The organism is Bradyrhizobium sp. dw_78 (genome assembly GCF_018449525.1).
In the GTDB taxonomy this organism is placed as follows: Bacteria; Pseudomonadota; Alphaproteobacteria; order Rhizobiales; family Xanthobacteraceae; genus Bradyrhizobium.
Map to the genome: position 1 here is coordinate 254,953 of NZ_JAAVUS010000005.1, position 22,407 is coordinate 277,359.

Genomic DNA, 22,407 nt, shown 5'->3' on the forward strand with positions numbered 1-22,407 from the left:
CGGTAATCGCGGCCGTCCTGCCAAGCGAAAAAATCCGAAACCGGCTGGAACGTCTCTGAGATGGGAGAAAACGCCTGCGTTGATTGATTTATCCGGCGTTCCGGTCCACAAATCTTCTTGAACACAGCGAGCCGCGCCGGCGGGCTTTTCACCCGAAATTTACTCTCGGTCGGCTTAGTAAACCGGACACCTCCCCTCTCATTCGGATTCGACGATCCACCGCCATGCATAAAATCCTTCTTGCCGAAGACGACAACGACATGCGCCGTTTCCTGGTCAAGGCACTGGAAAATGCGGGTTTTCAGGTTTCGTCCCACGATAATGGCATGTCGGCCTATCAGCGGCTGCGCGAGGAGCCGTTCGAGATGCTGCTCACCGATATCGTGATGCCCGAAATGGACGGCATCGAGCTGGCGCGCCGCGCCTCGGAGCTCGATCCCGACATCAAGATCATGTTCATCACCGGCTTTGCGGCGGTGGCGCTGAATTCGGATTCGGAAGCGCCGAAGAATGCCAAAGTATTGGCCAAACCCGTCCACCTTCGCGAATTGGTCAGCGAAGTGAACAAGATGCTGGCGGCCTAATTCGGCCCCCGGATCGGCCCAAGGAAGGTGAAGGATCGCGGCCAAGCGTCCTTGCCTGCCCGCCCCGGAGCCGATATACGGACGCCACCCGACACGATTGGTTTTAGGGCGCGTAGCTCAGCGGGAGAGCACTACCTTGACATGGTAGGGGTCACAGGTTCGATCCCTGTCGCGCCCACCACCTTATCAATCTCTATAAATCCGCCTTCGCATGGTCCCTCCCATCGGTTCGCCGGTCTGGGCGCGAATACTGACGGGACCGGCAATCCCGCAATCGCCGATGCCTTAGGCTTTAATTCAAGAAATTAGCATAAGCAGGGGAACGGCGGTTTTGAGCGGAGTGTCCGGATGTCCATGCAGCGATCGGCGGCCCTGATCTTGTTCTGTCTTGGCCTGACCGGCTGCGGCAGCGTCGCCAATATGTATATGGCGGCGCCGACCTCGGGTCCGGCGATGGCATGGGATGGAGCAGGGCAGGCCCCGGACCAGGGAACCCCGCGGACCAGGCGGCCGCGCCGCCCCGAGGCGGAAATTGTCACCGGATCGCTGAATGCGATGCAGCCCGATCAGGCGGCGCAGGCGCGCGCTGCCGATAGCTTCGCGGCACAACAGCCGGACCAGACCGCGATCGCCGAAGCGCAGTTGAAGGACAGGCTCGTCATCTGCCGTGGCTGCCTGTCCGAGCCCTCCGCCGCTCCGACCGAATCCGCCCAGGCTGGTCGCCAGATGACGGCAGCGGCAAATCCGTAGCGCGACCCAACAACTGTGACGCTTACGGCGTAACGGCGGAACGCGACACCGCTTTCGGCTCGCTCTGTGCCTTCCAGGTCGAATTGGCGACATGAATGGGCGAGAACGGCGGCCGCTCGATATAGCGGCCATCGCCCTTTTCGGCGCGGAGGTCACCGTTTTGCCAGGCGATCCTGCCGTGCGACAGCGTGATCGCCGGCGCGCCGGTGCAGGCGTAGCCCTCGAATATATTGTAATCGATGCGGCTGAGCTGGGTTTTGGCGCTGATGGTTTTGCTCGCGGCCGGATCCCACACCACGATGTCGGCGTCCGAACCCGGGGCGATCGCGCCCTTGCGCGGATAGATGTTGAGGATGCGGGCGATGTTCGCCGAGGTGACCGCGACGAATTCCTCCCTGGTCAGCCGGCCGGTCGCGACCCCGGCGGTCCATAGGAGAGGCAGGCGGTCTTCGAGGCCGCCGGTGCCGTTGGGGATCTTGCGAAAATCACCCTGGCCGAGCCGCTTCTGTGCGGTCGTGAAAGCGCAATGGTCGGTTGCGACCACCTGAAGCGATCCGGATTGCAGGCCCGCCCACAGGCTATCCTGGTGCGACCGGTCGCGGAATGGCGGCGACATCACGCGCTGTGCGGCGTGGTCCCAGTCCTTGCTCTCATATTCGCTCGCATCGAGCAGAAGATGCTGGATCAGCGGTTCGCCATAGACGCGCTTGCCGCCGGCGCGCGCCCGCGCAATCGCCTCGTGCGACTCGCGGCAGCTCGTATGCACGACATAGAGCGGCGCTCCGGTCATGTCGGCGATCATGATGGCGCGGTTGGTCGCTTCGCCCTCGACGATCGGGGGCCGTGAATAGGCGTGGCCTTCCGGGCCGACCACGCCGCGCGCGAGCAGGGCCTCCTGCATGCGCGCGATGACATCGCCATTCTCGGCATGGACCAGCGGCATGGCGCCGAGATGGGCGCAACGCGCGAACGAGTTGTAAAGCTCGTCGTCATTGACCATCAGCGCGCCCTTGTAAGCCATGAAGTGCTTGAAGGTGTTGATGCCGTAGGTCTTGACGACAATTTCCATCTCGTCGAACACCTGTTTCGACCACGACGTCACCGCCATGTGGAAGCCGTAATCGGCCGCGGCCGTTTCGGATTTGCGGCGCCAATCCTGATAGGCCGCCAGCATCGATTGCCCGGGATCGGGAAGGCAGAAATCGACGACCATGGTGGTGCCGCCGGCCAGCGCGGCCTTGGTTCCCGATTCGAAATCGTCCGTCGTAAAGGTGCCCATGAACGGCATTTCGAGATGGGTGTGCGGATCGATGCCGCCCGGTATCACATAGCAGCCGCCGGCGTCGATCAGTTCGGCACCCGCAGGCGGATCGATGGCGGCGCCGACGGCCACGATGGTCTCGCCGTCGACGAGCACGTCGGCGCGCCGGGAATAATCATGATTGACGACCGTGCCGCCGCGAATGAGAACAGCCATGATATCTCTCGCTCGAGATCGCTATAGCCTGCCGGTAAATGCAAGAATCGAACCACTGGCCTCCTTACCCTCGCCCGGGCAGCTTCGTTCAGCCCGGGCAATCGCTCGTCGCCGGAACGTTCGCGAACCGGTCCGCCATCCAGCTCAACGCGGCGCTGTCGCTGTTTTGGTGCCGGCAAGGAAGCTGCAAGCGGTAAGCGCGGCAAGCACGACGTGGCCGAGCAGCCGTTTCACATCAATCGACATGTGGTAAAGCTGTCTTTGCCACCTGCGGGCCTTATTGGCTGACGGAAGGTACTGCGCCTGTTTAAGCAACGTTCAGCACTCAATCTATTTGTCCGTGCGCAGCCTTGCAGCCAACCGGCGAATGAGGCGCGCCACGATCTGCGCTGAGCTCGATGGCGGATGATGCGAACTCAGGGACATCCAGGTCGTCTGCACGATCCTGGGCCGAACGACCGGAATGGCAACCAGTTCGCCCGAGGCGATCTCACGCGCGAATACGTGGCGGGGCGAGACGGTGGCGAGGTCGGATGCCAGCATCACGTCCCTGGTCAGCGGTGTCGAGCCCGCTTCGAGCCGGATATCCAGCTCGAAGTGCTGGGAGGCGGCCAGCCCGATCAACATGCTGGTCAGGCTGTTCGGGCGGATCGGCATGGCGAGCGGAAGCTCGGAGAAGGAACGAACCGGGAGTTCGCGCCGTCGCGCCAGCGGGTGATCGCGCCGTGCGATCAGATGCACGTCGGCGCGGGCAAGCGCTTCCGCGTTGGCGACACGACCGCGGCGGTAGCGGTTGTAGATTGCAATCTCGATGCGCCCTGATGCCAGCCACTCCTCGACCTGGCCACTATAGGCTTCCAGCGCCCGCAGCCGGATGCCCGGATAATGCTGGCGGAGCTCTGCAGCGAGTGAGGCTATCAGTCCGCGCGAGGCGACCGGCACCACGCCGAGCGTGACTTCACCATGAGGCTCCGTGTGCTGCTGTCTCGCTGCGTCTTCCCAGGCTTCGGCGTCCGCGACCAATGCGCGGGCGCGCGGCAGCATGCGCTCGCCGAGTTCGGTCAGCACCACGCCGCGGCCGGTGCGGTGAAACAGCCTGCCGCCGATACCCCGCTCCAGCGCGGCCAACTGACGGCTGAGCGCGGACTGCGCAACGCCCACGATTGCCGCCGTCCGCGCGTAACTCCCATTGGCCGCGACGTCGACAAAGATTTTGAGCTGCTTGATATCCATCATGTCGGGATATGCTGATCTGGCAATTCTGATTTATCGGATGTGAAGATATCGCATAAGATGGCGCGGCGATACGATCGCGTATGTCAGAAACTCCCAAAGTCGCCATTCCCTCCGGCCCGCTCGCCGGATTGCGCGTCCTCGATATCTCGACGGTGATCGCCGGGCCGTTCGCCTCGACCTTGCTCGCCGATCTCGGCGCCGAAGTGCTCAAGGTTGAAATGCCGGGCGCCGGCGATGCCTTGCGGCGGTTGGCGCCGCACAAGGAAGGCGTTCCATTATGGTGGAAGGTCACCAACCGCAACAAGAGAGGCATCACGCTCGACCTGCGTAAGCCGGACGGCAAGGAGCTACTTGGCCGCTTGGCCGCGCAATACGACGTTCTGGTCGAGAATTTCCGCACCGGTACGCTGGATGGTTGGGGGATCACGCGAGACTGGCTGCAGGCGATCAATCCGCGCCTCACCATCCTGCGCGTAACCGGCTTTGGCCAGACCGGGCCTTATCGCAGCACGCCCGGATTTGCGCGCGTATTTGAAGCGATGAGCGGCTTTACCCGGATGTGCGGCGAAGAGGGCGGTACCCCGCTGCACCTCGGCTACCCGATTTCGGATCCAGTCGGTGGGCTGTTCGGCGCCGTGGGCGTGCTGGCGGAATTGTACCGGATCAAGGGCGATCCGTCCGCGCGCGGGCAGGAGATCGACTGCGCGGTCGCCGAAGCCATGATGCGGACGTTGGAATTCCTGGCGATCGAATACGACCAGCTCGGTGCGGTGCGCGTTGCCAGCGGCAACCGCAGTCAGTATGCCGCGCCGGGTAACATCTATGCGACGGCCGACGGCAAATGGGCGTCAATCGCGGCGTCGACGCAAAGCATTTTTGAGCGGTTCTGCACCGCGCTTGGGCTCGAACAGCTGATTTCAGACCCGCGGTTCATCGACAATCCCTCGCGCGTGAAAAACAATCAGGAGATCGACAGGATCGTTAGCGATGCCGTCTCGCGCCTGACGCTGGATGAATTGCGTACTCGCTTGCAGGCCCATGAGGTGGGGTTCTCGCCGATCTATGATGCTGCCGACGTCTTCGCGGATCCGCATTTCGTAGCGCGGCAAACCATCGTTACCGTGCCTGACGGCGAACTCGGGGACGTCCGCATGCAATGCGTCGTGCCGCGGTTTTCGGAAACTCCCGTTTCGGTGCGCAATGCCGGTCCGTCGCTCGGACAGCATAATGAAGAGGTTTTCGGCTCGCTCGGATTAAACGCTCAGGAAATAGAGCGGCTGCGCGACGCCAAGGTCATTTAATAAACAGCCCAAAGAGGCTCAAGGGGAGGATTCGATATGCGACGCGTCTTGATGGCGGTCATGGCCTTTGTTCTGATGGCAGGCGATGTGCGAAGCGCCGAAGTCACGCGGATCCTGGTCGGATTTCCGCCGGGACAGGCAACCGATCTGGTCGCGCGTCTGTTGGCCGACCAGCTCGGCCCGTTGCTTGGCGAAACCGTGATTGTGGAAAATAGGCCAGGGCAGGGCGGCAGCATGGCGCTGGCCTCACTTTCTCAGTCGCCGGCTGACGGCCACACGATGGTGCTGGCGCCATTGGCCTCGCTGGTCGTCAACCCGCATATGTACAGGACGGTCGGCTATGACACCTTCAAGGATCTGGCACCGGTGGCGCTGGTCGCCGATCTGCCGCTGTTGCTGGTGGTGAATCCATCGCTGCCGATCAAAAGCGTGCCTGAGTTGATCGCCTATGCGAAGGCGAACCCGGAGAAGCTTACGCATCCATCCTCCGGCAATGGCACGCTCTCGCACCTCGGCATGGAAGTCTTCAAGCAGCGCGCCGGCATCACCATCCTGCATGTTCCCTACAAGGGCAGCCCGCCGGCAATGAACGATCTCATGGCGGGCGTCGTCAACGTCGCGATGGATACGGTTACTGTGACCGAGCCCTTCATCCGCGCGGGCAAGATGCGGCTGCTTGCCAGCGCCTATTCCAAGCGTGTCCCCTCATTTCCGGATACACCGACGCTTGCCGAGCAAGGCTTTCCGGAGATCAATCTGTCGGCGTGGCTCGGCATTGTGGTCGCGGCCGGCACGCCGAAAGCGCGTGTCGATCAGCTCGGTGCGGAGATCACCAAGGTGATGCAGTCGCAAAAGATGGCCGAAAAGTTCGTGAGCTTGGGCGCTATCCCCCGCGATCTGGGACCGAAGGAGTTCGGCGCCTATCTCGCCAGCGAGGATGCGCGCTGGGCGGCGGTCGTGAAATCGTCGGGCCTGAAGATCGAGTAGCCGCTAACCGGGCACGGTATAGCGAGCCAGCGAATGGCGTGAGACGAATCTTAAACCCGGCGGCGTTCGCGCGGCATCAGGGCGCGGTCCGATGGTTCGCCTTCTGCTGGCACGGCCAATGGCGCTTGAACAGGGCGTTCGGTCCTGCGTTGCTTCTTTGCGATCGGCTGGGTGTCGGAAGCCTGCACCAGCCACCAGGTGAGGATGGTGGCGACCAGGCAGAATGCGGCGCTGGCCGCAAACAGCATCGTATAGCCCGCCGTAAAACTTTGCAGCGCCAGCGCGTGGAGCGTTGCTGCGGAAATTGACGGTATGCCGTCGCCCGACAGGTTTCCCGAGGCGACATCGCGGATAAATCCAGCTCTCGCGTTGTCATCGATCGCCGGGAGCGCCGCGCTGATCAGCACGGAGATCCGGCTGAACAACACCACGCCCAGTGCCGCGAACCCGATCACGATGCCGGTGAACCGCATCGTGCCGGAGATGCCGGATGCCATGCCGGCCCGTTCCGCGGGAATGACGGTCATCCCGACCTTGGTGGTCTCGCCGTTCAATAGGCCGGCCCCGAGGCCGGTCACCAGCATGGCCGCCAGCATCCAGCGATAATCCTGATGGCCGGCGACGAGCGCCACGAGGCCAAGGCCGATGCTCACCAGCGCAAGCCCCGCGGTCAGCAGGGTGCGTCCGGTCAGGCGGTGGGAAAGATACGACGTGACGATCCGTGGCACGATGAACAGCGGTAGCGCCATCGGCAGCATGGCGAGCCCGGCCGCGCGCGGCGAGAAGCCAAGCGCGTGCTGAAAATAGATCGGCATGAATGTCAGCATGCTGAGCAGGCCGGCCGCAAAAGAGAACTGGGCGATATTGGCGCCGAGATAGGTCGGCCGGCGGAAGAACGAGAAATCCACCATCGGGCGGGCCTCGCGCAACTCGACGACGGCGAAGAGGGCCAGAAAGAGGATCGCGCCGATCCCTTCGGCGAGGATGTGCGGGCTGGTCCAGCCATCGTGATTGCCCGAGATCAACGCCAGCGTCGTCAGGAAGAGGAACGCGCTGAAAGTCGATACGCCGGCGAGGTCGAAACGAACGGCCCCCGGATCCCTGGAATCGGTGATGACGACCGCCACGAGCGCGATCGTCAGCGCGCCCACGGGAAGGTTGATGTAGAAGGCCCATTCCCAGCCGAACCCCTGCGTGATCAGGCCGCCGACGATCGGCCCCAGCGAAATCCCGATCCCGACCACGGAGCCCCAGAACGCGAAGGCGCGCGCCCGTTCGTCGCCCTTGAAGAAGCTCGACAAGGTCGCCAGCGCCGCGCTGAGCTGAAGCGCGGCGCCCGCGCCCTGAAACGCGCGCGCCGTGACCAGGGTCGCAAGGTTGGGCGCCGCGCCGCAGAAGAACGAGGCGGCCGTGAACAGGACAAGTCCCGTCATCAACACGCGCTTGCGCCCGAACCGGTCGGCAAATGCGCCGGCCGGCAGCAGCAGCGAGGCAAAGGCAAGCGTGTAGGCGGTGACCACCCATTCGATCCCAGCGAAATTCGCTTTCAGCGAGTCGCTGATCGATGGCAGCGAGACCGCGACGATATTGGCGTCGAGCTGCAGCATGAAGGAGGGCGCCGACACGCAGATCAGCACCAGGGCCGCGCGATATCGCTCGATCAGGGATTTCGGGGGATCAATGGCGGTCTGCATGTTGCGCTCTTGATGGTCAGGCCGCGTATTGCGCCACGCCGTTGCCGAACGACCAGTTTTCCTTCTTCACCTCGACCAGCGAGATGAAGACGTCTTCCGGCCGCACCTTGAGCGAGGCGGACAGGCCTTCGGCGATGGCCTTGTACAGCGCCTGTTTCTGTGCGACCGATCGGCCCTCGTTGAAGAAGATCTGGATGATGATGAGATCGCGCGTTCGGTGGATCCCGAGATAATCGGGATCGAAGATGAAGTTGTCCGCGGCATGTTCGCCGATGATCTGGAAATGGTCGTTTTTGGGAACGCCTGTGGTGGCGACCATCGCCTCGTAAACGATCTGCCCGGCTTTTTGCCGGTAATTCGCGTCTTTTCCCTTTTCAAGGTCGATACGTACCAGCGGCATCGGTCTCTCCATTCGATCGGAAAACCCATTTACTTGCATATGCAAGCGTCGAACGGTATATCTTGCATATGCAAACAAATAGTCAAGGTTGATCCCGGAGCGGCGAGATATGGCGACCAGCGGCAAGCAGCGGAAAAGCGCCTGCAATTGCACCGCCTTACGCAAGGCGTCGCGGCGGGTGTCACAGCTTTATGATTCTGCATTGGAGCCTTGCGGATTGCGGACCACTCAGCGGGCGATCCTCAACCACATCGCCCGCAGTGGCACGCCGCCGCTGGGCGAACTGGCCGAGGCGCTGGTGATGGACCGGGGCGCGCTCACGCATAATCTGAAGCCGCTGGAGCGCGACGGGCTGGTCGAGATCCGCGTCGATCCGCAGGATCGCCGCAACCGCCTGGTCGCCCTGACGTCGGCCGGCCGGAAAAAGCTCGAGGAGTCGACCCTGCTCTGGAAGTGCGCCCAGGAGGGATTCGAAGCCGCGTTCGGCGTGGCGAAGTCGGCGGCGCTGCGCCAGGCGCTGGAGTTTGTCGTGTCCGAAGACTTCGCGGCCGCGTTCAACCGCCGCCACTGAAGTTCGCATCGGCCTGGTCGCGGACGGCGGCGGCCTCGTCGTCGCCCGGCTGCCTGCCGCTTGCGAGATAAACCACCGCAACCATTGCAGCCAGCAGGCCGGATGCGGCGCCGGCGCCGAGCGCCCAGCGCGGACCGAAGGCGTCGGCGATCCAGCCCACGATCGGCGCGCCGATCGGTGTGCCGCCCAGCGCGATCGCGAGCAGGATCGCGATCACGCGGCCGCGCATCGCAGGTTCGGTCGAAATCTGCACCAGACTGTTGATCGATGTCGTCAGCGTCTGCGCGGCGATGCCGACGACAAAGAGCGCGAGGCCGAACAGCGCGTAGTCCGGCATCACCGCCGCGAGCGTGCAGCCGGCGCCGAAGATCGCGGCGCCGGCGAGCAGCACCGGAATGCCCGGTTTCGCCCGCGCCGCGGCCATCAGCGCCCCGGTCACCGATCCCGCCGCCATCATCGAGCTCAGCAATCCATAAGCGCCGGCGCCCTTGTGAAACACCGTCACCGACATGGTCGAGATGAAGATCGGAAAGTTGAATCCAAAGGTTCCGACCAGAAACAGCATCAGCAGGATGACCTTGAGGTCCGGGCGGCCCCAGACGTAGCGAAAGCCATCGGCAAAACTGCCGCGGCTGCGGATGGCGCGGTGGCTGGGCTTGAGCTGGCCGCGCCGCAGCAGGTTGAGCGAACAGAGCACGGCGAGAAAGGAGAGGCCGTTGATCAGGAACACCCATCCGGTGCCGATTCCGGCGATCAGGCCGCCGGCGATCGCCGGCCCGATCATGCGCGCGGCATTGAAGGAGGTCGAGTTGAGTCCCAACGCGTTCGGAAGGTGTTTCTCGTCGACGAGTTCCGAGATGAAGGTCTGCCGCGCCGGCGAATCGAAAGCGGCCGCGGAACCGAACAGAAATGCGAAGACGTAAACGTGCCATAGCTGAACCAGGCCGGTCACGACCAGCAGACCGAGGCCGAGCGCCAGCAGGCCCATCGTGGCCTGCGTGCAGAACACGAGCTTGCGCCGGTCGAGATGATCGGCGGCGAATCCGGTGAACGGCAGCAGCAGGATCTGCGGGCCGAATTGCAGGCCCATCACGATGCCGACGGCGGTCGCATTGCGGTGCGTCAGCTCGGTGAGCACGAGCCAGTCCTGCGCGGTGCGCTGCATCCAGGTGCCGACATTGGAGACCAGCGCGCCCGCCGCCCAGATCCGGTAGTTGGCGCTCTCCAGCGCGCGGAAAGGCCCTCTCAAGGCGATACGCGGCCTTGCAGCGGAGAGTTGCCGCCATGAAACCGGCCGAACATGCGGGCTGTCATTACACCGAACAGCAGAATGCCCAATCCCAGCGCGGCGGCGTCATCGAGGGCGTGCAGATCGAAATTGCCGACGTGGCAGACCAGCAGATATCCGATCGCCAGGTTGAAGAAGCCCCACAGGACATTCACGGTCGACGAGGAAAGTCCCTCGCCGTGCGGTTTGGCGAATGGACTTTGAAACGGGCGTCCCATCACGCCGCTGACGAAATGTGGAACGGCGTTGGTGAGGATCGCGCCGCCGCCGAAATAAGCCAGATAATGAAGCGATTCCACGTTCAGGCACTCCTGCTTTCGCTACGCGATGCTGCGTCGAGCAGATCGAGGATCTGCCGCGTCGTGCCGGTCTCGCTCATCTTCGGAAAGATCCGCGTGACGCTGTTGTGGTGCGCGTCGGCATTCATGTCGGTCACGGCATCGACCGCGAGCGTGACGTTGAAGCCGAGTTCGTGGGCATGACGAGCGGTGGACTCGACACCGGCGGTGGTCGCAACGCCGATCACGACGACCTGTGTCGCGCCCTTTTCTTTCAGGTATTTTTCAAGATCGGTGTTGGTGAAGGCGCCCCATGTCCGCTTCGTGACTAGATGCTCGTCCGGCCGGCGGTTGAGTTGGGGGATGATCTCGGTCCAGTCGGCGGGAATGTCCTTAAGGGAGATCGTGTGCTCGGTGCGGCCCGGCGCGCGGCCGTCGACACTGATGAAGACGACCGGCAGCTTGCGGGCGCGAAAGGCTTCCGCCAGCGCGACGGCGTTCTCGATCACGCCCGCGATCGGGTGGGCTGTCGGCAGGGCGATGATGCCCTTTTGCAAATCGACCACCAGCAAGGCGGTTTTGGTGTCGAGGGTTGTTACCGTCATTTTCTTGCTCTCCGTTACGCGGTGTCGACGAGGCGGTTGAGTAGGCGCATGGCAAAGGCCAGTTGCGCCTGTTCTTCCGCGGACAATTTGGTTTGGATCGCGCGCAGCAGCCAATCCTGCCGCGCGGCGCGGCCGCTCCGGATCAATTCACGGCAGGCAGGCGTCAAAGACAGGATGGTTTGCCGCCCGTCGCTGGGGTCGGGCGAGCCCTTGACCAGTCCCAGAGCTTCGAGCCCGGCGATGGTCGCACCCATGGATTGCGGACGAACGCCCTCCGTCCGCGCCAGCGCGGTGACGGTCGCAGGTCCGTCCTGGTGGAGATGTCGAAGGACCGCGACTTGCGAAGGCGTCAGGTCTCCCGCGGAGGCCTGCTCGCGCAGCTTTCGCTTCAGCTTGCCGCTCAGCGCATGAAGTTCGGCCGCCAGCGCGGCGGCATCAGGGGGCGGGAGTTCCGTCTTGCGTCGGTTCATGCGCGCAAGTCTAGCAGATACGAAGGAAAACTACAAAGGTAAACTTCATAATAATCCAGCCTACCGCCCCTGATCGCCGAACCGATCACTTCAGGCCAGGAAGATGCCGATTATCAATAGGCCGGTTATATCGTGACGGGCCTTTTCCATCCGCCGAAGGTTTTTTCGAGATGCTGGACCAGCGCCAGCGCGACGTCTTCGCGCCACGGCCTGGCGGCGACCTGGACCCCGAGCGGAAGCCCCTCGGGCGAGGTGCCGACCCGCACGGTGGCCGTCGGCCATCCCGTCAGATTATAGGCTTGGGCATAGCCGAAGCCCTTGCGGTTCTCTTCATCGAAGCTGGTGCCGTGCGGCAAGGCCGGAAACGGCGCCACCGCCGACAGGATCGCATCGTAGTTTTCCATGAAGCGCAGCATGGAGTTGCTGAAAAGGTCCCATCGCACGAACGCCGCCAGCGCGTCGGTGGTGTTGGCCATCGCCGGCGCCACCGAATGGGTCAGGGCCTGCTCGAACAGCGGCGAGATCGGATCGCTGCCGATGCTCTTGAGGAACGCGCGCGTGCCGGCGCCGCCGTCGCCGCGGCTCATGTCGAAATAGACTGTGCCGGCCTTGCCGGCGTCCGGCGGCCGGCTTTCATCGACCTTGACGCCGGCGTCCATGAAGGCCTTGGCGGAATCACGCACCGCGGCGCTGATTTCCTTGGTCGGCGTGGCCATGCCGTCGTCCTCGAAATAGGCCAATTTCAATCCGCTCAACGTCACCGCTTTCGGATCCATGAGCGGCATTCCGACGATCGAATGATCGCGGAAGTCGGGGCCGGCGATGATCGGCAAGGCCAAAGCGAGGTCTTCGACGTGGCGCGCGATCAGGCTGACGTGAAACACCGCATTGCGGGCGCCGAGCGGCAACGGAAACTGGCCGGTGCGCGGAACCCGGCCGGAGGTCGGCTTGATCGCCGCCAGCCCGCAGAAATGTGCCGGAATTCGGATGCTGCCGCCGGCGTCGGTGCCGAGACCGAGCGGCGAACCGCAGGCCGAGATAATCGCGGCCTCGCCGCCGCTACTGCCGCCCGGCGTGCAAGCGAGGTCATAGGGATTGTTGGTCCGTCCATAGACCAGATTGTCGGTTTCGATCGCGCCCGCCAATTCCGGTACATTGGTCTTGCCAAGGATGATGCCGCCCGCGGCGCGCAGCCGGGCCACCGCCGTGGCGTCGGCCTTGGGAACGTAATTCGCGCGGCCCTTGGTGCCGCCGGTGCAGATCACGCCGTTCGTTTCCAGCGTATCCTTGATGGTGATGGGAACGCCGTGCAGAGGCCCCTTGATGTCGCCGCGGGCCAGCGCCGCGTCGGCTTCGTCCGCCTCCTTGCGCGCCGATTCGGCCGTGAGCTGGACCACGGCGTTCAGTTTCGGATTGACCCTGGCAATCTGATCGAGATGGGCCTCGACGATGGCTCTCGAACTGAGGCTTTTGGATCGGATCGCCACCGCCAATTCGCTGGCTGATTTCGAAATGATCTCGCTGCCGTCCCCTGCGGCGGCTTCGGCGGGGCCGATGAACGGCGAGCGCATTGCCGCGGCAACGGCGCCTGCGGCCGCAACCGTACCCAGGAAATCCCGACGCCCCATTTTGCTGTCCATCTGCAACCCCGTTCGTAAGCCGGCCTGCGCTGCAATGTGCAGCCCATTCTTGGTTCCAGGCACATGCAAGGACTGTGCAATGGGCAAACGGATTATTCCGGTCCGGCAAAATCGTCACGGAAAATTGGGAACCGGCTATATCCCCGATATCAGGCCGGCCCTTCACGCGCGGCATCTTGCAGCGTCCGGCGCCCTTATGTGTCAGGAGGCCTTACCTGGCCGAAAACCTTCCCGGCTCGAGTCGGGGACAGCGGCGCCGTCGTCGAGATGCAGGCAAGGTTTGCGCTTAAAACGTCACGGGCCTGTGCTATAGACGGCGCCTGCACATTCATGACGGTAGGGGCTGATGTCGAAGCAAGCGATGCGCGAGGAGGCGGAGCGCCTGATCCGCGAGACGATGGAAAAGAAGAACATCGTCATCAAGCAGGGCAATACCCGCATTGAGGCTGTCTGCGGCAAATGCGGCGCTCCGAACCGGATCCAGGCGGAGAAGGGCCAGGTCCGCGTCAAATTCGCCTGCAAGCAATGCGGGCACAAGCAGGAGACGCTTTAGAAAAGTGCCGGCAGAAAATCGTCGGCCTTGGGATTATTTGAGGACTTCGCAGAAGGTCTTGCTGTCCCGGCCGACGAAGCTGCCGTTTCGCGCCGAAACGGCATCCCACCACGCATTCAGCGCCTCGCGGCTGCAGCGCAGCTTCACGCTCATGCCGTCGGCGAATTTGATCCAATCGGCAAAACGGTTGTCGGGTACGGCAATCACGACCGGAATATCGGCGCTCAGCGCGCGCTCGATCAGGTAGGAAAGGCCTTTGCCCTCGCGCTCCTGGCGGCCGAAACGGTTGACGATCACGAGGTCGGCGCCCTGGTCGATGGCGCTGGCGACCTGACTGCCGGCGTCCAGCAACTGGCCGACGTCGAGCCGGCAGCCCGTCGCGCAACTCCCGAGATCCTGAAACAGCTGCAATTCCTCGCCGGTGTGGACCAGCATCGCCGATAGTTTCGGCGCATCGAGGCAATGATGGCCGGTCTGCACCAGCCCGACCGCCCGATAGCCGCGGCGTTTCAGGTCGGCGGCAAAATCGCGCAGGATCCGGTCCGGATCCTGGTCCCGCTCGTAAACGAGTGCTGCGAGGTCAGATTGGGAGTCGAACATGGCGCATCCTGCAATTCCGGAAACCGGCGATGCCGGTCGGAAACGTTGTATCATCTTATATATCACGATTGCGCCTGGCAGACCACCGGGTCGCGGACGCCCGGTTGGCCTTAATACCGGCTGGACGCGGCGAGAGGAATAGCGATATGTTCTATAAAATATAACGAACAGCGGTCCGGAGCTTGATGATGGAGATCGAAACCCAGGCGCTCACCAGTTGCGAGGTTGCGGCCGATGGCGGTGCCATTTCGCTCGGTTTCGTCGATTCCAGCGGCAGGCCCGCCACGATCCGGCTATCCCTGAATCAGGTTGGCGCGCTCGCCATGACCTTGCCGGGGCTGATCGACAAGGCCCTTCAGACACGCTTTGGTGATCAAAGCCTGCGTTACGCCTATCCGCTGGCGTCCTGGGCCGTCGAGCAATCGTCCGACCCCGCGCAAGGCATGGTGACGCTGCGCACCGTCGACGGCTTCAGCGTCTGCTTTTCCATCCCGCGCGATCAGCAAAGCGAACTCGGCGAAGCGCTGGTGGCTGCGCCGGCGGCGAACATGGTGTTGCGGGCGCATTAGCGGCTTGCCCTTTTGGGTCACCGCTGCATTTAATGTGCATTACGTCAATTCCACCGTCATTCCGGGTTGGCCGAAGCGCCGGTCTGCTAGGGTACCCCCGCAACAACGGCAATGTGAAATAACGCCATGCGTGTACTACTGGCGGCAATCATGATCGGGTTGGCTTCGTCATCGGTTTCAGCGGCTGAAATCCGGGTGATGGCGGCCGGAAGCCTGAAGGATGCATTCACGGCGATATTCGCCGACTTCACCAGGCACTACGGCAGCGGCTTCACGCCGGTATGGGGACCATCCGGCGTGCTCCGCGAACGCCTGCAAAAGGGCGAAGCATTCGATGTCTTCGCCTCGGCCGCGTTGCCGCATGCGCAGGCCCTGACCGACGCGGGCGTGTCCGGTCCGAGCGTGATGTTCGCGCGCAATGCGCTGTGCGTCGTGACCACGGCCGGGAATGCGATCGATAGTGGCAATTTGATCGACACGCTGCTCAAACCTGAAATCCGCATCGGCACATCGACGCCGGTTGCCGATCCGTCCGGCGACTATACCTGGGAGATGTTTCGCAAGATCGGCGCGATGCGGCCCGGCGCCTTCGAAACGCTGTCCGGGAAAGCGCAGCAATTATTCGGCGGTCCTGCGACGGCCGCACCGGCGAACGGGCGTCTGCGGCCGCTGGTTGCGCTCGATGACGGCCAGATCGATCTGTTCATCTTTTATTGTTCGGGCGCGCAGCAGATCGTTCGGGAGTCATCGAAGTACAAGTCGGTCGAGTTGCCGCCGGAGCTTTCGGTCGGTCCCGAATACGGCCTGACGGTCTCGCGCAAGGCGCAACCCGGCGCGGCCGATTTCGCGATGTATCTGCTGTCGCCGCAAGCCCAGGTCACGCTGAAGTCGTCCGGTTTTATTCCGGTCGCGTTGCCGGCGGCGCCGTAGCGCTTACGCGCCCTTCACAAATTTGGCGAAAGCCTCGGCGTAATCGGGATGCCATCGCGACAATGCGGGCCGATTCTCGACGATATCGCCCACCGCCCACAGGATGCGCCGTTCGTCGAGTTGCCGCGACACATCGTTGTCCGGACAAAGAATATAGAAGTCTCCGGCGTCGATCCGCTCGACCATGAAGTCGACGGTCTGCTCCGGCGTCCAGGCGCCGGCCGGCTTTTCGGTGCGGCCCCTGGCGGTCAGGCCGGTGAAGACGAAGCCGGGGATCAGCAGATGGGCGCTGATCTGGCTGCCGGCTGTGCTGCGCAATTCGTGCTGCAAGGCTTCCGTGAAGGCTTTCACACCGGCTTTCGAGACGTTGTAGGCGGGATCGCCGGGCGGCGTGGTGATGCCCTGCTTGGAACCGGTATTGATGATCAGGCCCGGCCGTCCGCGCTCGATCATATGCGGCGCGAACACCTGGGAGCCGTTGACGACGCCCCACAGATTGACGGCAAGAACGCGCTGCCAGCTCTCGGCGGGACCGAACATCTGGCTGCCCGGCTGGATGCCGGCATTGTTCATCAGGATATCGGTGCCGCCGAAGCGCCGCTGCACCGCGGTCTCCAGTCCGGCGAGATCTTCGCGGCGGCTGACGTCAACCGCCGCAGCCATGATGCTGGCTGCCCCGCCCGGCGCCACGGACGACAGTTTTGTTTCGGCCGCAGCAAGACGATCGCCGCCGACATCGGCAATACAAACCTTCATGCCGCGGCTGGCGAATTTCAGGGCGGCCGCAAGCCCGATGCCGGACGCGCCTCCGGTAATCACGGCAACATTGTTTGGCGACATGGCGGCATGGGGCATCGGCGTTCTCCGGGCGAAATGTAACGGCGTTGATCAGGTTAGAGCGTTTTCGAGCAAAGTGGAAACGCGGTTCGCGTGAAGAAAACGTGTCAAAACGAGAATCTGAATCTAGAGCTTCAATCCTGATTCAATCACAGCCGAAACTCCAGCACGATCCGGCCGCCATGCGCGAAACGGCATGGAAGGTCATCGTGCGGCGCTCGCTCCAAACGGCGGCCGCGCTTTACGGTTTCGTCCCATCGATGTAGTAACTTGAATATAACGATCCAATGCGGATCGATATCATGCCGGTCGATATCAAGGGAGAGCAGACATGAAGGGACAACAGACATGGCCGTGACGCAGGCGATACCGATCACCCGCCATCCCTATGCGGATGGCTCCTACAAGAAAATGCTGATCGACGGCAAATGGGTCGACGCCGCCTCGGGCAAGAAATTCGAAACCCATAATCCCGCCACCGGCGAATTGCTGGCGACTGTCGCCGAGGGCGACGCGGAGGACATCGATCGCGCGGTTGCCGCCGCCCGCCGCGCCTTCGAAGGTCCGTGGAGCAAGGTCAAGCCGTTCGAACGGCAGAGCCTGCTGCTCAAGCTTGCCGATCTCGTCGAGAAGAATTTCGAGGAATTGTCGCAGCTCGACACCCTCGACATGGGCGCGCCGATCAGCCGCACCCGCGGCAACAAACTGCGCGTGATCGGCATGCTGCGCTATTACGCTGGGCAGGCGACCGCATTGCTGGGCGAAACCATCGAGAACTCGCTGCCCGGAGAAGTCTTCTCCTACACGCTGAAGGAGCCGGTCGGCGTCGTCGGCGCCATCATTCCCTGGAACGGTCCGCTCGGCGCCAGCGTCTGGAAGATCGGCCCGGCGATTGCGACCGGTTGCACCGTGGTCCTGAAACCGGCGGAAGAAGCGCCGCTGACCTCGCTGCGGCTTGCGGAACTGGCGATGGAAGCCGGCATTCCGCCCGGCGTCGTCAACGTGGTGACGGGATATGGCGAGACCGCGGGCGCGGCGCTCGCCTCGCATTCCGGCGTCGACAAGGTTGCCTTTACCGGCTCGCATGTCACGGGACAGTCGATCATCCGGGCGTCGGCGGGCAACCTCAAGCGCGTATCGCTTGAACTCGGCGGCAAATCGCCCGATATCGTGTTTGCCGACGCTGATCTCGACCAGGCGGTCCCCGGCGCCGCGATGGCGGTGTTCGCCAATTCCGGCCAGATCTGCAGCGCCGGCACGCGGCTGTTCGTCGAGCACAAGATCTACGACGAGTTCGTCGGCCGTGTCGCCGAATACGGCAAGAAGCTGCAGGTCGGCAACGGCCTCGATCCCAACACGCAAATTGGTCCGCTGGTGTCGAAGCAGCAGTTGGAGCGGGTGTCCGATTATCTCGCCATCGGCCAGAAGGAGGGCGCTCGCGCGCTCGCCGGCGGCGCGCGGCTGACCGAGGGCGCCTTGGCGAAAGGCTATTTCGTGCCGCCGACGGTGTTCGCCAATGTCCAGGACAACATGCGGATCGCACAGGAGGAGATCTTCGGTCCGGTGATTTCGGCGATTTCGTTCAAGGACACCGATGAGCTGATCCGGCGCGCCAACGCCACCACCTTCGGCCTCGGCAGCGGCGTCTGGACCACCAATGTCGGCAAGGCGCATCAGGTCGCCAAAGCGTTGCGCGCCGGCTCGGTCTGGGTCAATTGCTATCAGGCGATGGATCCGGCGGTGCCGTTCGGCGGCTACAAGATGAGCGGCTATGGCCGCGAGTCAGGCAAGCAGCACCTGGAGGAATACCTCAACGTCAAGGCGGTCTGGATCAAGACGGCCTGATGTGGCTTGCCATTGTAAGATCGGAAGTGGCGGCTACGGCCGCCACTCTCATGTCGGGCCTGATGACCGGCTGTTCCGGAGATGGTCGGTTCTGATTGAATCAGACCGAAGCTCCAGATTCTTGTTTTGACGCGTTTTCTTCACGCGAACCGGTTTCCACTTCGCTCGAAAACGCTCTACCGGCTGGCGCTTTTCTTCGGCCGTCCGATGTCGGATTGCAGCGCCTCGAGTTCTTTCTTGACGGCGTGGGCCGCGTCGCGCTCGATCTTGCGGTAACGCGCAACCAGCGAGAGGCCGAACGGCGTCAGCATGGCTCCGCCGCCGTTCTTGCCGCCGGTCTGGCGCTCGACCGCGGCCTGCCGGCAGATGCGGTTGATTTCGTCGACCAGATCCCAGGCCCGCTTGTAGGACATATCCATCGCGCGCCCCGCCGCCGAAATCGAGCCGCAGGTATGAATATTCTCCAACAGCAGGATTTTTCCCGGCCCGATCCGGCCTTCCGCGTCGAGGTCGATGCGGACGCTGAGGGAAGGAAGCGGTCGGGCGCCGGATTTCTGCATGGAAGACTTGCCTCTCGCTTCACCCGGCCGACATTGCCACTGAAGCCTTTTGCGAACAAGATAAGCTGGCACCATATCCGGTTCACGGAATAATTTTCAGAGCGCAGGCATGAATTATCCATCGCTGTTTTCACCGCTCGAAATCGGCCGCTGCCAGCTTAAGCACCGCGTCGTGATGGCGCCGCTGACGCGGATGCGGGCCGAAAAACCGAGCCTGGCGCCGCGGCCGCTGAATGCGGAATATTACGGCCAGCGCGCCACGCCGGGCGGCCTGATCATCGCGGAAGCATCGCCCGTGATGGCGACCGGATTCGGCAATCCGGGCGTGCCCGGCATCTATTCGGAACAGCAGATCGAAGGCTGGCGCAAGGTCGTCGATGCCGTCCACGCCAAGGGCGGCTTTATCTTTCTCCAGCTCTGGCATGTCGGGCGCGTCTCGCATTCCTCGTTGCAGCCGGGCGGCGCGCTGCCGGTGGCGCCGTCGGCGGTGCCGATCTCGGCTGAACTGAAGGCCATGACGGCCGACGGGAAGTCCGTCGCCTACGAGACGCCGCGCGCGCTGAAGACAAGCGAGATTCCCGGAATCATCGGTGCTTACAAGCAAGGGGCGCGCAACGCGCTGGCCGCCGGATTCGACGGCGTCGAAATCCACGGCGCCAACGGCTATCTGATCGAGCAATTCCTGCAATCGCGCACCAACCTGCGCACCGATCAATATGGCGGATCGATCGAGAACCGTGCGCGTTTCCTGATGGACGTCACGCGAGCCGCGATCGAAGTCTGGGGCGCCGATCGCGTCGGCGTGCGGCTGTCGCCCTACGGCGTCGCCAATGACAGCGGCGAACCCGATCCGATGCCGCTCTATAGCCACGTCGTCAAGGCCCTCAATCCGCTCGGCCTTGCCTATCTGCATTTCATCGAGCCACGCTCGAGCGGGGCGGGGCGCGCCGAGGTCAACCACCAGAACGTGCCTTCGGCGATGGTGCTGTTCCGGCCGATCTGGAACGGAAAACTGATCACCGCGGGCGGCTTTACCGGCGAAACGGCCGATGCGGCGATCGCCGCGGGTCACGCCGATGCAATCGCATTCGGCCGCCTCTTCATTTCCAACCCGGACCTGCCGCGCCGCCTGCAACGCGGCTACGAGCTGGCGCCCTACAACCGCGCGACCTTCTACGGCGGCGAAGCGGCCGGCTATACCGATTATCCCGCCTATGATGAGTTGGCGCGGGCCTGAGTTGGCAACGTCATTGCCAATGATCTCGTCATTCCGGGACGGGCCTGCGCCGATGGCGCATCCCGAAGTGACGAGGGCGTGAAGCAGGTGAATTGAGCCGCGCTCGAAAAAGAAAACGCGCTCCGGCCGCGAAGCGATATTTTGGTGCGAGCGCCTGATCCCGTCCGTGCAGGGCAGCCATGACCGGCCTCCATTGATCTCCCCAGCAAAGATCGGCCATGTTGTCGCCGATCCCGGCGGCAACGGCCGCGGGCTGGAGGAAACATATGAAGTATCGCATTACCGGGCGCTCGGCCTTTCTCGCGTTGCTCAAGGACGAGGGAATCACCCATCTGTTCGGCAATCCCGGCACCACCGAGCTGCCGATCATGCACGCCCTGAAGGACCATCCCGACCTCACCTATGTGATGGCGATGCAGGAAAGCCTGGTGGTCGCGATCGCCGATGGCTACAGCCGCGCTTCCGGCCGCCTGGTCGCCTGCAACGTCCATGTCGCGCCCGGCCTTGGCAACGCGATGGGGTCGCTGTTCAACGCGAAGTTCACCGGCACGCCGATGATCCTGACCGCCGGCCAGCAGGAGCAGGGCCACGGCCTGATGGAGCCGGTGCTGTACGGCCCGCTGGTGCAGATGGCCGAGCCGCTGGTGAAATGGGCGGTCGAAGTGACGCGGCTGGAGGACCTGCCGCGAATCGTGCGCCGCGCCGCCAAGATCGCGACCACGCCGCCGACCGGGCCGGTGTTCATCTCGCTGCCCGGCGACATCCTCAATGCCGAGGCCGGCATCGAACTTGGCCGCTCGACCCGTGTCGATGCCCGCGTGCGTCCCTCCGACGACGCCTTGCAGGCGCTGGCGCAGCGCATCCTGAAAGCGCAAAATCCGGTCATCATCGCCGGCGACGAGATCGTGAAGAGCGATGCGTTGCAGGAGGCCGCGGCCTTCGCCGCCACGCTCGGCGCGCCCGCCTATCAGTGCTCGACGCCCTATGGATCGCATTTCCTGTCGGAGAGCCCGTGCTACATGGGTTCGCTGTCGCGGCTGCAAAAGCAGGTCCGTGACCTGCTGTCGCCTTACGATCTCATGATCGTGCTCGGCGCCGATCCGCTGCGCATGTCGGTGTTCTCTGAGGTCGATCCGCTGCCTGACGGGCTGTCGATCGTTCAGGTCGGCCTGGTCGACTGGGACCTCGCCAAGAATTACGGCGCCGAGATCGCGTTGAAGGCAGATGTGAAGGAAACGCTGCGCGCGCTGATCCCGGCGCTGAAGGCCGCGGGCGGTTCGGCGCTCGAGACCCGCGCCAGACAGGGCATGGCTGCGCTGGCGGCGAAGAACTGGACCGCGCGGCGCGCGAAACTGGTCGAGGAAATTTCCAGGGCCGGGGACCGCTCGCCGATCGATCCGGACTGGCTGGCGTTGCAGGTGGTCGAAGCGATGCCCGACAACGCCATCCTGGTCGACGAGGCCCTGACCTCCTCACGCTACATGACCGCGCTGCGCCCCTATCGCGACCGTTACGACTATCATGCGCTGGCCTCGGGCGGCATCGGCTGGGGCGTGCCGGCCTCGGTCGGCGTCAGCCTTGCGAACCCGGACCGGCCGGTGGTGTGCTTCTCCGGCGACGGCAGTTCGATGTATTCGATCCAGGCGCTGTGGACCGCCGCCAATCACAAGCTGCCGCTGACCTTCGTGATCATCAACAATGGCGGCTACCGCATCATCAAGCAGCGGCTGCTCGCGTTTCATGGCGACGATCATTATGTCGGCATGGATTTCATCGATCCGCCGGTGGATTTTGCCGGCGTCGCCCGCTCGCTTGGGCTGGAGGCGATGACGATCACCGATCCCAAGGAGTTGAAGTCCGCGCTGTCGTCGGCGTTCAGGCGGCCGGGGACCAAACTGATCGAGGTCATGGTCAATCATTCGGTGAACTGAGCGCGATCCGCTCGGACCGTCGGGCAGGCGATCATTTCCGGTCATGGATTGCGCGCAAGCGATT

23 protein-coding genes and 1 tRNA gene are annotated in these 22,407 nt (G+C 63.4%); 12 read left to right on the forward strand and 12 right to left on the reverse strand.

What is annotated here, in order from left to right:
• The first annotated feature begins 224 nt into the window (after positions 1-224).
• From HB630_RS15535 to HB630_RS15545, 3 genes are all read left to right on the forward strand, one after another.
• Positions 225-584 (forward strand): response regulator, encoded by a 360-nt coding sequence (locus HB630_RS15535; protein ID WP_212417990.1) that lies wholly within the window; start codon positions 225-227, stop codon positions 582-584.
• A 106-nt stretch (positions 585-690) separates the two neighbouring features.
• Positions 691-765 (forward strand) — tRNA-Val (locus HB630_RS15540).
• A 167-nt stretch (positions 766-932) separates the two neighbouring features.
• Positions 933-1,334, forward strand: coding sequence for a hypothetical protein (locus tag HB630_RS15545; RefSeq protein ID WP_213773129.1), 402 nt, complete (start codon positions 933-935; stop codon positions 1,332-1,334).
• Between the two features lie 22 nt (positions 1,335-1,356).
• Here HB630_RS15545 and hydA read toward each other — a convergent pair whose 3' ends face one another.
• Both hydA and HB630_RS15555 read right to left on the reverse strand, forming a co-directional pair.
• Entirely contained in the window at positions 1,357-2,811 is a 1,455-nt protein-coding gene (gene hydA / locus HB630_RS15550; RefSeq protein ID WP_213773130.1) for a dihydropyrimidinase, read from the reverse strand.
• A gap of 330 nt (positions 2,812-3,141) precedes the next feature.
• A complete protein-coding gene (locus tag HB630_RS15555; protein ID WP_213773131.1) occupies positions 3,142-4,047 on the reverse strand; it encodes a LysR family transcriptional regulator in 906 nt (301 codons plus the stop codon).
• An 80-nt stretch (positions 4,048-4,127) separates the two neighbouring features.
• Here HB630_RS15555 and HB630_RS15560 point away from each other — a divergent pair, with 80 nt between their 5' ends.
• A complete protein-coding gene (locus tag HB630_RS15560; protein ID WP_213773132.1) occupies positions 4,128-5,348 on the forward strand; it encodes a CoA transferase in 1,221 nt (406 codons plus the stop codon).
• A gap of 36 nt (positions 5,349-5,384) precedes the next feature.
• Entirely contained in the window at positions 5,385-6,335 is a 951-nt protein-coding gene (locus HB630_RS15565; protein WP_213773133.1) for a tripartite tricarboxylate transporter substrate binding protein, read from the forward strand.
• Between the two features lie 50 nt (positions 6,336-6,385).
• On the opposite strand, the gene HB630_RS15570 is transcribed toward HB630_RS15565, so the two are convergent.
• Positions 6,386-8,029, reverse strand: a complete 1,644-nt coding sequence (locus HB630_RS15570) for an MFS transporter (protein ID WP_213773134.1) — start codon at positions 8,027-8,029, stop codon at positions 6,386-6,388.
• Between the two features lie 16 nt (positions 8,030-8,045).
• Complete coding sequence (locus tag HB630_RS15575) at positions 8,046-8,429, reverse strand: tautomerase family protein (RefSeq protein WP_213773135.1); 384 nt, start codon at positions 8,427-8,429, stop codon at positions 8,046-8,048.
• 109 nt (positions 8,430-8,538) lie between these two features.
• Here HB630_RS15575 and HB630_RS15580 point away from each other — a divergent pair, with 109 nt between their 5' ends.
• On the forward strand, positions 8,539-9,000 hold the full coding sequence (locus tag HB630_RS15580; protein ID WP_213773136.1) for a MarR family winged helix-turn-helix transcriptional regulator: 462 nt from the start codon (positions 8,539-8,541) through the stop codon (positions 8,998-9,000).
• Here HB630_RS15580 and HB630_RS15585 read toward each other — a convergent pair.
• The 5 genes from HB630_RS15585 to HB630_RS15605 all read right to left on the reverse strand — a co-directional run bounded on the left by HB630_RS15585 (position 8,984) and on the right by HB630_RS15605 (position 13,269).
• Entirely contained in the window at positions 8,984-10,249 is a 1,266-nt protein-coding gene (locus tag HB630_RS15585) for an MFS transporter (protein WP_213773137.1), read from the reverse strand. The two genes, HB630_RS15580 and HB630_RS15585, sit on opposite strands and share 17 nt — an antisense overlap.
• The gene (locus tag HB630_RS15590) at positions 10,246-10,587 is read right to left on the reverse strand and encodes a hypothetical protein (protein ID WP_213773138.1); all 342 of its coding nucleotides are present in this window, start codon (positions 10,585-10,587) and stop codon (positions 10,246-10,248) included. The genes HB630_RS15585 and HB630_RS15590 overlap by 4 nt, the downstream gene beginning before the upstream one ends.
• Positions 10,588-10,589: 2 nt before the next feature.
• Complete coding sequence (locus HB630_RS15595) at positions 10,590-11,171, reverse strand: isochorismatase family cysteine hydrolase (RefSeq protein ID WP_213773139.1); 582 nt, start codon at positions 11,169-11,171, stop codon at positions 10,590-10,592.
• Between the two features lie 14 nt (positions 11,172-11,185).
• Positions 11,186-11,641 carry a MarR family transcriptional regulator gene (locus HB630_RS15600; RefSeq protein ID WP_213773140.1) on the reverse strand — a complete coding sequence of 152 codons (456 nt, stop codon included), beginning with the start codon at positions 11,639-11,641 and terminating at the stop codon, positions 11,186-11,188.
• A 125-nt stretch (positions 11,642-11,766) separates the two neighbouring features.
• Positions 11,767-13,269, reverse strand: a complete 1,503-nt coding sequence (locus HB630_RS15605; protein ID WP_213773141.1) for an amidase — start codon at positions 13,267-13,269, stop codon at positions 11,767-11,769.
• Between the two features lie 358 nt (positions 13,270-13,627).
• Between HB630_RS15605 and HB630_RS15610 the strand changes: the two genes are divergently transcribed.
• Entirely contained in the window at positions 13,628-13,834 is a 207-nt protein-coding gene (locus HB630_RS15610; RefSeq protein ID WP_213773142.1) for a hypothetical protein, read from the forward strand.
• A 33-nt stretch (positions 13,835-13,867) separates the two neighbouring features.
• Here the strand turns inward: HB630_RS15610 and HB630_RS15615 are convergent, their stop codons facing one another.
• Positions 13,868-14,434: a DUF2478 domain-containing protein gene (locus HB630_RS15615; protein ID WP_213773143.1), complete on the reverse strand. Its 567-nt coding sequence runs from the start codon at positions 14,432-14,434 to the stop codon at positions 13,868-13,870.
• A 188-nt stretch (positions 14,435-14,622) separates the two neighbouring features.
• Between HB630_RS15615 and HB630_RS15620 the strand changes: the two genes are divergently transcribed.
• Together HB630_RS15620 and HB630_RS15625 are read left to right on the forward strand one after the other, a co-directional pair.
• Complete coding sequence (locus tag HB630_RS15620; protein WP_213773296.1) at positions 14,623-15,003, forward strand: hypothetical protein; 381 nt, start codon at positions 14,623-14,625, stop codon at positions 15,001-15,003.
• Between the two features lie 126 nt (positions 15,004-15,129).
• Complete coding sequence (locus tag HB630_RS15625; RefSeq protein WP_213773144.1) at positions 15,130-15,933, forward strand: substrate-binding domain-containing protein; 804 nt, start codon at positions 15,130-15,132, stop codon at positions 15,931-15,933.
• Between the two features lie 3 nt (positions 15,934-15,936).
• On the opposite strand, the gene HB630_RS15630 is transcribed toward HB630_RS15625, so the two are convergent.
• Positions 15,937-16,788, reverse strand: coding sequence for an SDR family NAD(P)-dependent oxidoreductase (locus HB630_RS15630; RefSeq protein WP_213773145.1), 852 nt, complete (start codon positions 16,786-16,788; stop codon positions 15,937-15,939).
• Positions 16,789-17,118: 330 nt separating this feature from the next.
• Between HB630_RS15630 and HB630_RS15635 the strand changes: the two genes are divergently transcribed.
• Positions 17,119-18,615 carry an aldehyde dehydrogenase family protein gene (locus HB630_RS15635; RefSeq protein WP_213773146.1) on the forward strand — a complete coding sequence of 499 codons (1,497 nt, stop codon included), beginning with the start codon at positions 17,119-17,121 and terminating at the stop codon, positions 18,613-18,615.
• A 176-nt stretch (positions 18,616-18,791) separates the two neighbouring features.
• Here HB630_RS15635 and HB630_RS15640 read toward each other — a convergent pair whose 3' ends face one another.
• Positions 18,792-19,175 carry a winged helix-turn-helix domain-containing protein gene (locus HB630_RS15640; RefSeq protein ID WP_213773147.1) on the reverse strand — a complete coding sequence of 128 codons (384 nt, stop codon included), beginning with the start codon at positions 19,173-19,175 and terminating at the stop codon, positions 18,792-18,794.
• Between the two features lie 109 nt (positions 19,176-19,284).
• Here HB630_RS15640 and HB630_RS15645 point away from each other — a divergent pair, with 109 nt between their 5' ends.
• The gene (locus tag HB630_RS15645; protein WP_213773148.1) at positions 19,285-20,412 is read left to right on the forward strand and encodes an alkene reductase; all 1,128 of its coding nucleotides are present in this window, start codon (positions 19,285-19,287) and stop codon (positions 20,410-20,412) included.
• Positions 20,413-20,678: 266 nt separating this feature from the next.
• Complete coding sequence (locus HB630_RS15650) at positions 20,679-22,343, forward strand: thiamine pyrophosphate-binding protein (RefSeq protein ID WP_213773149.1); 1,665 nt, start codon at positions 20,679-20,681, stop codon at positions 22,341-22,343.
• The last annotated feature ends 64 nt before the right edge of the window (positions 22,344-22,407 follow it).